This is a genomic window from Vibrio profundi, from assembly GCF_043642225.1.
GTDB lineage: Bacteria > Pseudomonadota > Gammaproteobacteria > Enterobacterales > Vibrionaceae > Vibrio > Vibrio profundi_A.
The window spans coordinates 235,747-252,545 of sequence record NZ_JBHZSF010000003.1; the positions used below are offsets into that span (position 1 = coordinate 235,747).

Sequence of the window (16,799 nt, forward strand, 5' to 3'; positions counted from 1 at the left end):
TATGGACGCACTTGTGAATTTAATCAACAGTATTCAGTTGAACGAAGAAACCTTTTTATTACTAGCGATACTGGTGGCCACCACTCTGCTTATTGTGTCGGTGGTGTTGATCACTGTCGGGGCGAAAAACCCGCTGAAAAAGAAATTAGAAGCGATAAAAACGGAAGGCTCTCCAAGCACTTTGCGTAAAGGCAATCGGTTTGATTCTACCTTGGAATCTCTTGCGCCGATTGTGACCTCAAAAGACACCAAAGAAAAAGAAAGTATTCGACATAAATTGATGCATGCAGGTTTCCATGACAGCAATGCACTGACGGTGTTTTATGCCTTGAAAGTATTTAGTGTCGTCGTTGGGCTCGGGGTTGCTGCGGTACTTTACTTCTTCTCGCCTGATATGAAACATCTTAATTTAGCCATGATCATGAGCGTCGGTGGGGGCTTTTTCGCACCTAATATGGTGCTTGAAAAATTGGTTAACAAACGCCAAAGCCGAGTAAGAGGCGGGGTGCCAGATGCGTTAGATTTGCTGGTGGTCTGTACTGAATCGGGACTTGGTTTTAATGCTGCGCTTCGACGTGTCGCCGATGAGCTGATGATTTCCCACCCTGATTTTGCCGACGAACTGGATACCGTGTGCGCTAAGATCAAAGCTGGGATTGAAATGTCGGATGCGTTTGAAGATCTTATCGAAAGAACGGGCCTGTCTGAAATTACGGGTTTAGTGAATATGCTTTCTCATGCGTCACGGGTTGGAGGAAGTCTATCGCAAACCCTGCGCGATTATACCGAGGATTTTCGAGACAAACGTAATCAGGAAGTCGAAGAAATCGCGGCAAAAATTCCAACTAAAATGATTTTCCCTCTATTGTTATTTATATGGCCTTGTTTCTTCATTGTCGCTGTTGGGCCCGCATTGTTAGCGTTAACAAGCTCGTTTGGGAATTAGGAGAGATTATGAATAGGATGTTATTGGCTTTGGTTAGCGTGTTTGTGATGGCTGGCTGTGCAAGTGAACCTGAACCGGCTAGTTTTGATAGTGCCTTGTATGATGGCCGTCCGGTCGACACGCTTACCTCAGAGCTTGCTCCACTTACTGAGCAAGAAGCAATTACACGGGGGGATTTGGCATTATCCAGCGGCAATACTGATCTAGCTCTTTATGAATATATTCGTTCTGTCGAGTTCCCTGACGCTAAGTACCAAGATAAGTCTTTATATACCATTGGGCGAATTCACTATTCCCGAGGCAATTTACCGCTGTCGGAAAAAGCCTATCTAATGGCCCTCGATTACAATCCGAATAACATCAAAGTACTAGAACACTTAGGTGCGATGTACAGCAAACAAGGGGACGTGGAGCAAGGTAAAAGTTACTTTTTCCGCGCTTTGAATGCCGACCAAGTGCGTTTGAATAACGCTAAAATGCTCGACGGTGATGTGGTTACGGTAGCCAGCGTTAAGTCCTTACAGGTCGACAATGAGTCTCCAGCATTGGCATACATGGGGCTAGGTGTACTTTATGACGTAGAAGCCAAGCACGATATCGCCAAAGCGCTTCTTCACAAGGCTTTGAAAATTAAAACCAACTCGGTCAAAACCTTGGTGAACCTCGGTTACTCTTACTACATGAGTGGCGAGTACCCAGACGCGCAGCGTTATACCTTGGCGGCATTAGAAAAAGACCCAACGAATGAGAAAGCGCAAAATAATCTAGCTCTAATTTATCTAGGTAAAGACGAAGTCAAACGAGCGATTAACGTCTTCATGCGTCATATGAGTGCGCCTGAAGCGTTAAATAATGTAGGGTACTTTTTGATTCTTCAAGGTAAGCCAGATAAAGCGATCCCTTACTTGCAGCAAGCGATTGATAAAAAGCCATCTTATTACAAAGTGGCGAATGAAAACCTAGAACGAGCGTTGGCGGAAGTCAGAGCGAAAGAAAGTCAAAAAGCTGAACAACAAGAGGAAGTGGTGCAGTAGCTTGTTGTAAACCAATGACAGAACCTTAAAAAGAGCCCGTATTTAGCGGGCTCTTTTGTATTGAATGGAGCCAGTTCTGTTATACGAAACTAAACAGGGCACCCGCCAGAGCGAAAAAGCTGACTAAATACACGATAGGCAGTTTCACCTGCTTGAGTAAGTAAAACCCGACGATAACCAACGCAATGTCCACCGCAGAGTAGACTGCACTGCTGAATACAGGGCTATAGAGCGCCGCGAGTAGTAAGCCCACGACAGCCGCATTGACTCCGACTAGCGCGCCCGACACTTTTGGTATACCAGCGATTGCTTGCCAGTTTTTAAGCACGCCGAGAAGCAGTAAGAAACCCGGTAAAAAGACAGCCAACGTTGCTAGTAACGCGCCAACAATTGGAGCTTGTGGTAGCAATTCATAACCAATGTAGGTGGCAAAAGTAAACATAGGCCCCGGAACTGCTTGTGCCGCAGCATATCCGGTTAAGAATGCGTCTTGGCTAAGCTGATCGCCGACGATGTTTTGTAGTAACGGCAGAACGACATGACCGCCACCAAACACCAAGCTACCTGCTTGGTAAAAGTCTGAGAATAGTGCCACTGATGAACTGTAAGACGCCGCTAGAGGTAAGCCAATCAACAGTAGAACGAAGGCTAGCAAAGGCGTAAAAGAAAGCTCTGAAGCCTTAAATGTCGATGCGCTGCCTTTCGCTAGGTATTGGCTGCCTAAAGCCGCGGCAAAAAGCAAAATCGCGATTTGGGTAAAAATACTTGGTGCAATTAATAGCGTGACGGCGGTGAGAATACACAAGCCGATGGTGAGCTTATCTTTGCAGAAATTCTTATACATTCCCCAAGCCGCATCCGCGACAACCACGACGGCTAAAAGCTTGAGCCCATGAATGATGTTTTGAAACAACGTCGAATCCGTAAACTGACTGCTCAGTAGCGCAAGCATGAGCATCAATATGACAGAAGGCAAAGTAAACCCGACAAACGCAAGAATGCCGCCTAACAGCCCACCTTTTTTATATCCGACAGCAAAGCCTACTTGGCTAGAGCCAGGGCCAGGTAAGAACTGGCTCAGTGCGACTATCTGAGCGTATTCTTCATCCGTGAGCCATTGGCGTTTCTCGACAAAGGCGTTACGAAAGTAGCCGATATGTGCAGCTGGGCCACCAAAGCTAATCCAGCCAAGTAGAAAAAAAGTCTTAAATAGGGACAACATGTTTTGTTTACTCATGAGTTATCAGATCAGCGATAGAGTAAGAAATGACGTATAATGATTCAAATCGATAGTTTTGATATTAACTATGAGCAATATTAATTTTGAGTGAATTTAACTGGAAAAGCGTCGACCTCAATTTACTGGTTGCGTTTATGTCTCTGTACGAGACGGGCAGTGTAACGGCTGCGGCGGAGCGAGTGTATGTAAGCCAATCGGCAATGAGCCACAGTTTGGCGAAACTTCGAGAGCTCATGCAAGACAGGCTATTTGAACGTAAAGGCCACAAAATGCAGCCGACAGAGCGCGCTGAGCAAGTCGCGCCTATTGTTCATCAAGTGCTGACCCAGCTCCAGTTTGAAGTGTTTACCGCAGAAGAGTTTTGCCCAGACAAGTATCAAGGCGTTTGTAAGATAGGTCTAACGGATTACGCCGAACAAATATTCGCACCTGCGATTTATGATGCCATCAGCCAGTCCGCGCCACTGGCGAAGGTCAGCTTTATCCATGCTAATCGAGAGAATTACCAGCAGTTGCTTACGGACGAAAAAGTGGACGTGATCATAGGGAGCTTTCCATCGCCCGATAGTCTCTTTGTTGCTGAGTATTTGTATACCGAAAAGCACGTCTGTATGTTTGACCCAAAGGCTATTTCACTCTCTCAGCCTTTTGAACTTGAAGAGTTTGTTCGGTATCCGCATGCGCTTGTGAGCCCCGATGGCAAACTTAAAACCCAAGTCGACGATATGATTGGTGAACAAGGTATGGCTCGCCGGGTATCGGTCGCGTCTCGGAATTTCCTCACGATACGCAATTTAATTTCGGGTAGGAAACTGATCTGCATTGTGCCTGAACTGATGGCCAAAATTCACTTGTCACATCAATCTATCGCAACCGTAACGCCACCACTTGCGGTGTCTGATTTCGATATTTCAATTTTGTATCGCAAAGACTTTTCCTCATACGAGAAAAACAGCTGGCTTAGGGAGTTGGTTAAAGTGAGTCTTTCTCAACAGCTTTTGGAACTGCGGGGGTAGGGTTGTTCCATCGAACGACTTTCCCGCATAAAAACCAAATGGCAGTGGTGAGAATAAAGCTCATGTAACCGTCGACGGCGTAATGCCAAGCGAGATGTACTGAACCTATTTGAATGATGAGCGCAAACAACCACATCGCATTGCCAAGAATACTATTGACCTTTGATAGGCTTAGAGCCATGAGTACCGCAATGGACACATGCATACTCGGCATGGCTGAAATACCAGCGCCAGCCCCGCCTTTACTATCCACGTAGCTCTGCCACAACATATCTTGCACATCCAATATCCAAAGTGGGAACCACCCATGGCTCACTAATTCATTGCTTTGCTGAGTTAAACGCTCTAGGAGAGGATGATAAAAGTTGAATTCAGCATTGAGTAAGTGGATATAACATGGCCCAGCAGAAGAAAGCAGAACTGCTGCGACCCCTCCAATAAGCAACCAGCAGGCTAAGAAACTCAATAAAAACTGTGTCCTCAGCTGAGCATTACTCTTGTTCACAATAAAAAATAGAACCGTTGCCCACATAAAAAAGAACCACAGGTGATAGAAGAAGTTAATGACGAAGCTACTCCACGGGCTTGAAAAAATAGCGTGGGTAATTTCCCAAGGAGAGATGCCAAAGTGAAGCGCCTTATCTAACTGGTAGAAAGCCAAATCCCATGAAAAGTAATGGATACTGGGGATGATAGACTTCAAATAGGTATAGCATGAAAAAGTGAGATTTAGCGCGAGTAACAGTAATACAAAACCGATGAGTTGGTAGGGAGGATTAAAGAAAGATTTGATTTTAGCGATGAACTTTCGAGTTGGGTGCGAAGCGCGATGAAAGAGCAAATAGAAGTAGTAGTAAGTGCACCAGATAATAAAAGTAAAATAACACGTCTCAGCCAAAACCTTCAGGTACAGGAAAAAGCTGTACTCAATCTGTTGTTCAGCGTTAACCAAGAATGAAGCTAAGTAAAACAACACGCTTGTGGTGGCGATGAATAGATAAATGAGTTTGTCGGCTTGAATGAGCTCTTTGATATTATTCCATACTTTATTGGCCTCCTTACTGGTCATTGCTACCCCTTATGTTTATTCAAGTATCTCTATGAATTATGGAACAGTTTGCCTCGTTATCTAGTTTTCTCACTAATTAATGAAAAGAGGAGGAGAGAAGCACAATCGCTATTTGATTGCTTAGTTACCAAACCCCAAGGTACGTTTTATTGCTTGATTTTCTTACTTCAAATAGAGTTATTTAATGGAAAGGATCATAGTAGGCCAAAAAGTCCAAATGCCCATGGGAGGTGCATTCTTCTTGTTTGGACACATGGTATTTGAACAGCAGCAAAGTAAAAAAGGGTACCCAGCTCAAAGCTTGGTACCCAGTGGTGAAATTTATGGACAAAATTTCAGATTAGGCTGATTTCTCTTTGATGCTAGGGTTACTCGGCATCCGTAAAGAAATCGTTGTACAACATATATAGGTGAGCCGCACTCCAAGAGAAGTTTGGTGCACCTTGCTGTTCTCCGTTCAGTGGGTTGTAGTTCTCGCGGATAGGACCGTCTTGTACCAAACCGTCAGCGTGGTCGAAGAATGCGCCTGCCATTTCAATCGCATCGTCACGGTAGCCATAGCTGTCCATGCCTTTTAGACCGAAGTAGAACTGATCTACCCATACGCGTCCACGCCAGTAGATGTCTGGACCGAATGCTGGGTTAGAAAGCGCTGCCGTGCCAAGCGGAACGTAGGTGTTGAACTCTTCAGTGTCTTTCATCACAGAGACAACCGCATCGGCGTGTGCTTGCGTTGCCGCGCCGTTGAACAGTGGCGACCAACCTTCTGGGCCTTTGCCACGCTCTACAATTGGTTTACCTGCACAGCCATTGGCTAGTGGTTTGTCTTCAATGCGAATGTCGTAGAAGAAGTTCGTGCTCTCATCGAACATACACGTGTTGATGTAGTTCGATAGGTGCTCAGCCTTTTCACGGAACTCTTTCGCTTCAGCGTCTTTACCTAGGATGTCAGCCATTTCCGCTAGGTACTTGTTATCGCTGTACATGTAGCTTGCTTGATCAACAGACTCTTGCAGCAGAGAGTAGCCTAGTAGCGTGCCGTCTTCAGCGCGGTTTTGAGCGAACTCAACATCCCAATCACTGCGCTTGCCGCCGTTAGCAACGTATGCGTCTAGCTGATCTTTATCGATGAAACCAAAAGCGGCGGCATCATCACGACCAGATTCCCAAGATGCAGCGGTTTGAGCTGGGCTTTCGATGTAATCGTAATTACCTTCGGCCATGACTTTATCCAGTGCGGCTTGGCCAACGACGGTTTCGTGCTTATCGCCACGAACTACAGTGAAGTACATGTCACCTTCTGGGGTGTTATGTGCTTTGTCGATAGCAGCACCATATTCTGGAACGCCATTGCCGTTGTTATCGCGGTTGCGTAGCCACCAGTCATGATAAGCCACTAACTTTGGATACATCTCTTCTAACCAAGCTTCATCGCGGGTGGTCTTGTAGACTTCCATGACCGCCCAAGCCGCTAGGCTAGGTTTGGTATTACGCTCATTCCAGTTACCGCCGTCGCCGCCACGCTCAGGGCTTAGGTTGTAAGCCAGTAGATCTGGCACGTAGCCTTCATCCCACGGGCGAACGGCATCGTCAGCTTGAATTTGGTAAGCGAACATCGCACGGATGTTGTCTTTCGCTACATCAGGGTTGAAGTGCGCCATTGCGTAAGCTTGCTTCCAGGTGTCCCACGGCCAAGTTTGATTGCCCGAGAACCAACGCGCGGTTACTGATGGGGTGACTGAATCAAACTCCATTGCACCTGCAGCACCACGCCAGTTACCGTTTAGGGTTTCCATCGCTTTTACCGCAACACGCTCTTGTTCAGGCGTTGCGTTCGGGTTGGTTAACCCCATCTCTAGGTAGCCTTCCCAACGTTCTGCAGATGCAGCTAAAAAGTCGGTAGGGTTTGCCATGATCTTTTTGATTTCTGGCTGTTCGGCTTGTGCTTCTTCAGCAGTAAGAACATGCGAGTAAGTCGTGTAAACAGTGGTTGATTCTTCAATGTTTGCGGTTGAAGTAAACGCTAGGCCGTCAACAGTCGTTTTCGTTGGAATCGACTTATGAACTTGGTACTCAGACTCGCCTGAGGTCAGTAGATCCCACGTTGAACGCACTTTACCGAAAGTGACCTTTAGGCCGTCGTCGGTTGCAACGATTTGGCGGTTGTAGTCAGGGTAAGTCTGGGCAATGGTTTTATCGGTTTGCGCTACGCCTTCTTTAGCGTGTGTTTTTTCAAGCAGTTCACCGTCCCACACTAACTCAACAGGAGCGTCAGTGGTGATTTTCGTTTCTAGCAGAGAGGTACGGTTAGAAGCAAAACGCATCGTCATCTCTACTGTCACATCGTCAGATTTCAGCGTCTGAACTAATGCGCCCGGCAGGCTGTAAGCTTCCATGGTGAACGCGACTTTCTTGCCATCTTTGAACACGCTTAGGCGGTCAAAGTTGTCTGCCATAAAGTTGATGTATTCCTCGGTAAGCAGCGCTGTACCAGGGAACCCGCCCATGCCTTCCGCTGAGTCTGGCAGTAGGTGACCGTGCCAAGCACCTAGGTCGAAGAATGGGTTAAAACGTTGGTGGTCATCGAAGTCGTAGTCACGCATGTACTCTGGTGAACCAGTGCGGTCGATAACGTTCTTAAATTGATTTGCTTGCAGTTGTTCTGTGTCAGAGCCAGAGTTTGATGTACAGCCAGTAACAACAAGTGCTGCGCCAATAGCCAGAGCTGCGAATGATTTGTTCAGTTTCATGATGAGTTCCTGTTATTACCAGTAGAAGTATTGCATTGCGAACACTTGTGCGTCGCCGATCTCAGTGTCGCTGCCTACGCCAAAGCGGCTGTCAAAAGCGGTCGCAAATGCGCCGTTTCCGTATTCGTACCAAACGCCGGCATTAATGTAAGAAGTAATTTCCTTATCGCCATTGTCTGCATCGAAGTTAGCGTAGTTATAGGCGGCAGATAGGTATACGCCCTGTGCTGCTTCGTACCATGCACTGGTTTGGAAGCCAGACTCACTACCGAAAGACTCTTGGTTACCCTTGTCTGTGTCATGCCAAACACGAGCGGCCACATTTTTGTATTCCGCGCCCAATAGTAGTAATTCACCGCCATCGTTATTACGGACTTCACCGCCACCCATGAACGTCAGGTTTTCTGTAAGGTCATACTGTAAGTAACCATTGACCATGGCGTTCTTGTCTTTCCATTGGTCAGCGAAGCTATCGTATTTACCGAAGTGGATCAGAGCGTCGTCTTCTGAGAAGTCAGATTCAGGAGCGGCTGAAATACTGTAGCGAAGCTTGCCTTCTAGGTTTTGGATTTTGATGCCGAAGTTGACGTCGCGAGTATTTGAGATCGCATAGCCGTACTCGACCGTTGCGTCTCCCCACCATTGAACATCATCTAGTGAGGAGTCCATTCGGCCGATCATAAATTCAGTTTTGTTGTCGGTTCGATAACCCGCGTAAAAACGGTTAAAGCCACCTTCGAAGCCGCCCCAACCATGGCCAGTTGCCCATGCGTTGCCATCGTCATCGGCTTGTACCGTCCAACCTTCCATGTAAGCAAGACCAAACCAATTACCATGTTCAATGGCAAGGCCAGCTTCAATGTAGGTACCATCGCTGTAACGACCTTTATCGTCTCCCTCTAGCGCGGTATGGCCACCAAGTCCAAGTTCCCCGTAAAAGTTGAATAGTGTTTCTGATTCAGCTTCGGGAACTTGGGAGTGGCTGTGGTTAGCTTCTGTTTCAGCTGCATTGACAGATAAAGCGGCAAAGATACAGCTAGCGATTAAAGTTGGTTTAGTAAAACTAGATTTCATTTTATTAACTTCTATTAGGTGAAATAAATGAATGTGCACAAGCTTTGCCGACTTCTAATATGGGGGTGCTCTATAGGCGTATTGGTCAGATGGCTTGTGTTCTCCTTGCTGATAATAATGATATTTTCAATCCACGAAACAGTGTTTGATTAAAAATGTGATCTAATTTTACTAAAACTTTATCTGTGATGTTTAGTTGTATATAGCGGTTGTTTTAACCAGTTTTGGAATTGGTGGTGTGAATGTTTTTTTGTGAGTGGCGGTAAGTCAAATCCGCCCAATTGAATTGCTAAAGTCGGAAAAACAAAAAAGCACTGAAGGTTCATTCAGTGCTTTTGAGGAGGGGAGGGAGATTTAAACTGAAGCGTTAGCGGTGTTGGCTTCTTGCTTTTTTTCTTCGTCGGTCAACCCATTTTCATATTGGTTGTATTTCCACCAAGCGTAGCCAAGGAAGATCACAATCCCGCCCACGTTGTAGAAAATGATGGTCATGATATCAGCGCCTGTTGGGAAGGTAGAGGCAAAGAACCCGACAGTGAAGATACCGATGAGGATAGAAACCACCACAACCCCAGTTATACGCGAGCCCATTCTGAAGTCTCTTGGTAAATGATCGAGTTTAAGGCGTAAGTTCAGGTAAGCGATCATGATAAACAGAGGAGGAAGCATCGATGCCGCCGCCGTCATGTTGATGATGGTACTCATCAGATCTTGCACGGTATCCGATGCTAACGTTGGGATGAACATCAGTGGAATCACGATAAGGAATTGGATCCACGCGGCACGCTCCGGTACGCCTTGTTTGTTGAGTGCGACAGTTTTCTCGCCGAAGATGCCCTTAGGGATTTCAGAGAAGAAGATCTTAACCGGTGTCGCTGTCCACATCAGTAGCGAGCCCAGCATTGCAGTGAATGAAACCACACCCACAAAGCGATTCATCAGGATCTCAGACAATCCAAAGTGTCTTGCTAGCCCTTCGAATACCTGTACTGAACCGCCAGTAAACTTCAACTCTTCACGCGCAACAAACACGTTCGCAAGTACAGAGCCAACTGAGTACAGCGCACCGATAAAGATGCCTGCAATGATGATGACTTTTACGAAAGACTTGTGACCACCTTTGATGTCGTTTACATACACCGCAACGGATTCTGCACCGCCTGCTGCCATGAAAATCCAAGTGATCACCCCTAGGAATGCCCAGTTAAAACTTGGTGTCATTGCTTCGATAGTGATTGGGTCTGCAGGCTCAATACCACCGATTAATGCACCGCCCGACAAAAGAATGTAAGACATGGTCAGAAGCAGCATTAGTGACGAAGTTAATGAGGTGATTGGGCCTAGTAGTTTCGCGCCGTTGTTAGAGATGTGGGTGGCGACCGCGAACAAAATGGTACTCAAGATCGCTGTGGTCATTGGCGTGAATATGTACTCGAAACCTAAGAACGCATACGACGCGTAAGCGATGATTCTAGGCAGCAGAGAAGTGAAGAAAAAGAGGTTAACGAACCAGTAGGTGTAAGCCGAAATAAATGCCCAGCGCCCACCTAGAGAGCTTTTAACCCAAGCGTAGACACCCGCTTCCGAGTTTTTATTGAGGGAAACAAATTCTGCAACGATCAAGCAGAAAGGGACAAAGTAAAAAATGGTCGCAAGGAAAAACATCGGCGCTGAGGACAGCCCGATTTCAATATTATTGTTAATGATGTTATTGAAGCTATATACCGCCGCGAAGGTCATAGACAGTAAGGCAAATTTACCTATCGTGCTACGTTTGGTTTCGGACATGATGTTCTCCGGTGAATCACGTTAATTATAGTGCCACATGGTCCTAGTGGGGACGCCCTAGGCCTGTTTTATTGTTATGTTGTTTTGCAAATGACCACCTGAACGAGGTGGGGAGGGCGTTTATTGTTTTTATTCCCATCATTAGGTAATTAACTAAAATGACATTTAAGTAAAATTTGGTGCATTTAAAATATCGGTCTAGCTGTTTTTTAATGGTGGTGAAGAACTCGACTTATCTCGGCAATGTAATATTTGTAGGGCCTTGCCGTTTCAAAGTGTGTACGAGACGCCATTCCTTCACTAGGAAGAGTAAAGTTTAAGCAGTAAAAAGTTAATCAAATAAACGTATTAATGTGATGTTGGTGGGTTAATTTTAGTTAAATATTTACTTGTGTTTTATCGGTATGGTTAAGAGCTATTTGGGGTTGAGTGATAAAGAGGATTTGAAATAAAGTGTCTGATATTAATTTTTTGATTTAAAACAAAAAAAGCGCCACAAGGGCGCTTTGTTGTTGAGGGTGATTTACGATTGTTTTGCTGTTTCCAAAGTGATTTCTTTAGCCGCTTGCTTCTTCTCAAAGCGAGAGATCCACCACCATGCAATGGCTGAGAATACTGCGGTCATGAATACGTTAATGAAGAATGCTCTTACTAGGTCGACGCCCGATGGGAATGCCGATGCTGTCATACTGATTACAAAGATGCCGATTAAGACAGACACCACAGCCATACCTTGCGTGCGAGTACCCATGCGGAAGTCACGCGGTGTATCGTCATGCTTCAAGCGGAACACAAAGTATGCCACCATGATGAAGATTGGCGGTAGCATAGCAGTACCTGCCGTTAGGTTGATTGCGGTGTTCATCATGTCTTGTACGGATTCAGAGCCGAAGCCATTCACCACTAACATTACGAATACGAACGCGAACTGCCACCATGCTGCACGAACTGGAACACCATGTTCGTTAAGCTCAGTTGTTTTCTCACCGTAAACACCTTGTGGGATCTCAGAGAAGTGAATTTTCACCGGTGCTGCTGTCCACATCATCATCGAACCGAACATCGCAACGAATAGGATGATACCTACGAAGCGGCCAGTCATTGATTCAGAGATGTTGAAGAACTGCGCCATACCCGTAAAGATTTCTACCATGCCGCCGGCGTATGTTAGGTCTTCACGTGCAACGAATACGTTAACCAGTAGCGAGCCAATAGCGTACATAGCGCCAATCGCAATACCTGCGCCGATGATCACTTTGATGAAAGACTTATGACCACCTTTCACATCGTTTAGGTAAGCGGCTGCGGTTTCAGCACCACCGGCTGCTTGGAAGATCCAACACATGATGCCTAACGTTGCCCAGTTGATTGTTGGGGTCATCGCTTCTAGCGTGATAGGTTCAGCCGGAACGTGATCGCCACCCAGTGCCATCAGTGCGCCAATTACGTAGATAGCGAACAGAGCGAATACGCCGTAAGCTACGATTTCAGAGATCTTACCTAACCAAGATGCACCTTTGGTTGAAATGTGCGTAGCGGCAGCAAATAGCGCAATCGAAATGACTGACGTCACGATAGGCGAGAAGGCGTATTCGTAACCCAGCATCGCGTAAGAGGCGTAAGCAATCACGTTCGGTAGTAGCGATACAAACCAGAACAGGTTAACGAACCAGTAGAGAAAAGAACCAAGGTAGGCTGCTTTTGAGCCTAATGGTTTTTTCAGCCAGTCGTACATGCCTGACTCTGAGTTTTTGTTTGCAGACACAAATTCAGCAATGATGAATACAAACGGAATAAAGTAGACAAGAGTTGCCAGTAAAAAGATCGGTGCTGAACTTAATCCCAATTCGATGTTGTTGTTTACGATGTTACGGACGTTAAATACCGCCGCAAAGGTCATAGATAACAAGGCAAACTTGCCTAACTTACCGCGTAAAGATTCAGACATAATGTCCTCCGATGAATCACGTAATTTATAGTAATTATTTCTCTAGTCTTCCTGTAGGCGGGAAGACCAGAGTGTTCTCATATCAGAATGATGTGAGCCTTGAACGGCAAGGCTCTGCTCATACTGTGAATAGATAGGGTTATTGCTATTTATTGAGTTATTGCTATTTATTGAGGAAGTAACCGTCTTCAATGGTCACTTTCAACACCACTTTGCGAACTCGATGATCACCGTGAAAACGGTAAGCTTGGTTGTTATCGAAGATCGCCACTTGGCCTTCAACTAGCTCACGAGTTTCGCCGTTACCCATAAGGTGTTCACGGTCGGTTTCATCGCTGTAAGCTTGGATTTGCTCTAGCTCTGACTTCGTTGCGAACTCAACCGTTTCTCGGCCTTCTAGGTAGTAGTGCACATCGAAGTAGCGACGATTACCGGTGAAGTTTTTTGTGTTGCGAGCCACGCCGTCTTCAATCATGTAAGCCAGTGAGTCACCAATGGAATACATCACGCCATCTTTGATGTTGCCGATGTTTTCAATCGCTTCTACACAGCGCTGCCATTTACGACCGTCGCGGTAGACGACTTTAAATTGTTCTAAGTTCTCTAAAACGATCATCGCTTATGCCTCGTTCTGTTGTGGTTGAGCTTTAGGTGTGTTCGCCGTAAAAAACTCATCGCCAAAGTTGTGATTGATTAGGTGCTGCGCGTCGCAATCGCCCGCTTGGAATGGGATCAGAGTTAAGCCGTAGCGGAACTCCTCCATGTACACACGGTAAGAGTCGAGCACTTCGCTGCCCCAAGAGTTAGAGCCTAAGCCCATCACTTGGTGATCTAGGTTTAAGGTGATGTAACCGCTCTTTTCTAGCTCAATGGTGTGTTGTGCTTGGTGCAGGTTTTGATTGGTGTAGAACCATGCGCTGAAGTTGATCTCTTGCTGTGGTTTTACTGCAATACCATTACCCGCACGGCTTGAAAGCGCAGCCCAACGAACGTGTTGGCGGTTGCCGTTGTTTTGTGGGAACGGGTAGTTCTCGAACATGTCAGCCACGGTTGATTGGTAAACGTCAATCATGTTGGCTTGCTTGCTGTCTTGGTAGTTCTCTTCTGGGCCGCGGCCGTAGTATTGAACTTGGTCGAAGTCGCCGTTGATGCCCATATCAAAACCAATCACTGGAATCACGTGTGGGTAATCACCGTAGCGTTCACCGCTCAGTTCAACGTTTAGTTGACCTTCAGAACTGATTTGGTAGCGATATTCACAACGCATGCCGAAATCAAATACTGGTGGAGCAATGATGCTGGTGGTCGTGATCTCTACCTTGCCATTTACCTGTTCAACGTTAAGCGTGCGGAAGTGCTCCTGCATGATTTGTAGGTGTGCAGGCTCCCAGTAACCATCGTGCTCTTGCTTATGGTTATCGATCATTGGCTTGAAGAAATTGATTCGTGGCTCTGACTTAATCAGCTCTTCACCGTTTACTAACCATGACGTCAGCTTGCCGTTCACTTTCGAGAAGTTAAGTGCAAAGTTATGGCCTTTGATTAGGTAAGCAAGACGAGACTCTTCAACATTCAGTGTCGTTGCATTGTTGTTGGTGAAGGCTTCTAGCTGTGCTGTATTCTCTTTCACTTGGAATTGGTACACCGCGATGTCGTGGGTCGCTTCGCTGTAAGGCGTGCGAGAATCTTTGCGTACAGTAAAGTTCACAAACACTTCGCGCTCATCAAGTTGTGGCAAGTTAAGTGTCAGTTCACGGCTAGAGTTTTCAGCCAGCTCTTCAACCTTGATGTGTTGTACTGCAATGGTTTCGCCCTCAGCACGGATTTCCGCAGTGATGGTGTAGTCATCAATGTTTGAGAACCACAGCTTGTTATCAACGGTGAATGTGCCGTCTTCAGGATTGAAGTCGCGGATCTTCACTGGTGCGATAACCTGCTTGTACTCTTTTAAGCCTGGGCCAGGTGTTTGGTCTGGGTAGATCAAGCCGTCCATGCAGAAGTTGTAGTTGTTCGGGTAATCACCGTAGTCACCGCCGTATTTGTAGAATTCTGTACCCGCTTCATCACGCGCTAGAATGCCGTGATCACACCATTCCCAAACGTAGTGACCTTGAATTGCATCGTGCTTGTAGAACACATTTTGGTATTCAGTTAAGCCGCCCGGGCCATTGCCCATTGCGTGTGCGTATTCACAGATGATACGTGGTTTTTCGTGTGGGAACTCACCGAAGGCATTCATCAATTGAGCTCGTGAGTACATGGTAGAGATAACATCAACCACTTCAGCATCACGGTCTTCTTCGTAATGAACCAAACGCGTGTCATCAATCGCTTTAGCTGCATCGTACATAGAACGAATGTTGCAACCGTAGCCAGATTCGTTACCTAAAGACCACATGATGATAGAAGGGTGGTTCTTTTGAGCGTGGATATGACGTTCAATACGTTCAACAAACACCGCTTCCCATGCTGCATCGTTAGTGATGCGGCTTAGGTCGCCAACGTTAGCAAAGCCGTGTGTTTCGACATCGGTTTCGCCCATCACGAATAGACCGTAGATATCACATAGCTCGTAGAAGCGCGGGTCATTCGGGTAGTGCGCAGTGCGTACTGAGTTGATGTTGTGCTGCTTCATTAACACCAAGTCTTTCTCTACGCGATCCATGCCGACAGCACGGCCTTTTAGGTGGTCGTTGTCGTGACGGTTTACACCGTGCAGCATCACGTATTTGTTGTTGATGTAGAACAGACCATCGCGAACTTTGATGTCACGGAAACCAACACGTTGTGGAATCACTTCTAGCACTTTGCCATCGGCGTCTTTTAGCGTCAGCAATAGTTGGTAAAGGTATGGGTTTTCAGCGTTCCATTGAACAGGGTTCACTACATCGATAGAGAATTGAGTATTCGCATTGCCGCCAGTCTGTTGGTTAGGAACACTTAAGTTATCCACTGAGCCTTGCGAGATAACTTGGCTGCCATCAAGCAATGCGTACTCAAGGGTTGCGCTGGTCGCTGCTGCTAGGTTTTCTAGAGCAACATTGCACGAAAGGGTCGCGCTTTGGTAAGCGTCATCGAAGTCGGTGCGAACCGTTAGGTCTTGAACATGAAGTTGTTCTTTACCCACAAGGTAAACATCACGGAAGATACCGCCCGTCCACCACATGTCTTGGTCTTCGATGTAAGTTGAATCGGCCCACTGCATCACGCGAATAGACAGCAGGTTGTTGCCTGCTTTGACGTGGCTAGAGATATCGAATTCCGCGGTTAGACGGCTGCCCTTGCTGAAACCCACATATTCGCCGTTTACGTAAACTTCGAAGTAAGTTTCAACGCCATCAAATTTGATGATGGTTTGTTTCTCGTCCCAGCTTTCGCCAAGGAAGAAAGAGCGTTGGTAAGCGCCTGTTGGGTTGTCTGATGGTACGAAAGGTACATCAATTGGGAATGGGAAACCTTCATCTGTGTATTGAAGATCGCCGTGGCCTTCCATTTGCCACATGTTTGGAACCGTGATGTTGCCCCAGTCGCTCATTTCCTGAGAATAAAACTCTTCAGGAACCAATAGCGGGTTGGTGAAATAGCTGAAATTCCATTGGCCACTCAATAGTTGGAAATGGCTGCTCAGTTCACGCTGAAACGTTTTTGCATTTTTTTCTGATGCGTACGAGAAGAAGTAAGCACGTGGTGCCATACGGTTCTCATGTAAGTTCAGGAAGTTTTCCCAGTTGTTCACGTTGCCTCTCTCTCGGCCTATTTGAATGCTAGCCGACGTTCTTATGCGTAATTGGGTCGTAGTGAATACGAGTATTTTTTGGACTGAAGTAATTATTAGTAAAAGTTTTACTAAATGAAATTAGTGAAAACGTTTTACTTTAACTTCATCACGTTTTTCGAGCGAATTTCTAGGTTCGATGTGATCGAGATAGAAGAA

11 protein-coding genes are annotated in these 16,799 nt (G+C 46.2%); 3 read left to right on the forward strand and 8 right to left on the reverse strand.

The genetic code is table 11. The features are described from left to right. Position 1: 1 nt before the first annotated feature. Positions 2 to 946, forward strand: coding sequence for a type II secretion system F family protein (locus ACHUFI_RS07645; protein WP_394247821.1), 945 nt, complete (start codon positions 2 to 4; stop codon positions 944 to 946). 8 nt (positions 947 to 954) lie between these two features. Continuing rightward, positions 955 to 1,980 carry a tetratricopeptide repeat protein gene (locus ACHUFI_RS07650; RefSeq protein ID WP_394247823.1) on the forward strand — a complete coding sequence of 342 codons (1,026 nt, stop codon included), beginning with the start codon at positions 955 to 957 and terminating at the stop codon, positions 1,978 to 1,980. A gap of 79 nt (positions 1,981 to 2,059) precedes the next feature. Here ACHUFI_RS07650 and chrA read toward each other — a convergent pair whose 3' ends face one another. Next, on the reverse strand, positions 2,060 to 3,202 hold the full coding sequence (chrA, locus tag ACHUFI_RS07655; RefSeq protein ID WP_394248090.1) for a chromate efflux transporter: 1,143 nt from the start codon (positions 3,200 to 3,202) through the stop codon (positions 2,060 to 2,062). 101 nt (positions 3,203 to 3,303) lie between these two features. Between chrA and ACHUFI_RS07660 the strand changes: the two genes are divergently transcribed. Then, a complete protein-coding gene (locus tag ACHUFI_RS07660; protein WP_394247825.1) occupies positions 3,304 to 4,236 on the forward strand; it encodes a LysR family transcriptional regulator in 933 nt (310 codons plus the stop codon). Here the strand turns inward: ACHUFI_RS07660 and ACHUFI_RS07665 are convergent. The 7 genes from ACHUFI_RS07665 to ebgA all read right to left on the reverse strand — a co-directional run bounded on the left by ACHUFI_RS07665 (position 4,193) and on the right by ebgA (position 16,601). Next, positions 4,193 to 5,305, reverse strand: coding sequence for a phosphatase PAP2 family protein (locus ACHUFI_RS07665; RefSeq protein WP_394247828.1), 1,113 nt, complete (start codon positions 5,303 to 5,305; stop codon positions 4,193 to 4,195). The two genes, ACHUFI_RS07660 and ACHUFI_RS07665, sit on opposite strands and share 44 nt — an antisense overlap. Positions 5,306 to 5,673: 368 nt before the next feature. Then, positions 5,674 to 8,055 (reverse strand): alpha-glucosidase, encoded by a 2,382-nt coding sequence (ygjK, locus tag ACHUFI_RS07670; protein WP_394247830.1) that lies wholly within the window; start codon positions 8,053 to 8,055, stop codon positions 5,674 to 5,676. A 15-nt stretch (positions 8,056 to 8,070) separates the two neighbouring features. Next, positions 8,071 to 9,129, reverse strand: a complete 1,059-nt coding sequence (gene ygjJ / locus ACHUFI_RS07675; protein WP_394247832.1) for a protein YgjJ — start codon at positions 9,127 to 9,129, stop codon at positions 8,071 to 8,073. Positions 9,130 to 9,483: 354 nt separating this feature from the next. Next, positions 9,484 to 10,917, reverse strand: a complete 1,434-nt coding sequence (locus ACHUFI_RS07680) for an amino acid permease (RefSeq protein ID WP_394247834.1) — start codon at positions 10,915 to 10,917, stop codon at positions 9,484 to 9,486. A gap of 523 nt (positions 10,918 to 11,440) precedes the next feature. Beyond that, a complete protein-coding gene (locus ACHUFI_RS07685; protein WP_394247836.1) occupies positions 11,441 to 12,865 on the reverse strand; it encodes an amino acid permease in 1,425 nt (474 codons plus the stop codon). A gap of 163 nt (positions 12,866 to 13,028) precedes the next feature. Next, entirely contained in the window at positions 13,029 to 13,481 is a 453-nt protein-coding gene (locus ACHUFI_RS07690) for a beta-galactosidase subunit beta (RefSeq protein WP_394247838.1), read from the reverse strand. 3 nt (positions 13,482 to 13,484) lie between these two features. Further along, positions 13,485 to 16,601 carry a beta-galactosidase subunit alpha gene (gene ebgA, locus ACHUFI_RS07695; protein ID WP_394247840.1) on the reverse strand — a complete coding sequence of 1,039 codons (3,117 nt, stop codon included), beginning with the start codon at positions 16,599 to 16,601 and terminating at the stop codon, positions 13,485 to 13,487. Between the last annotated feature and the right edge of the window lie 198 nt (positions 16,602 to 16,799).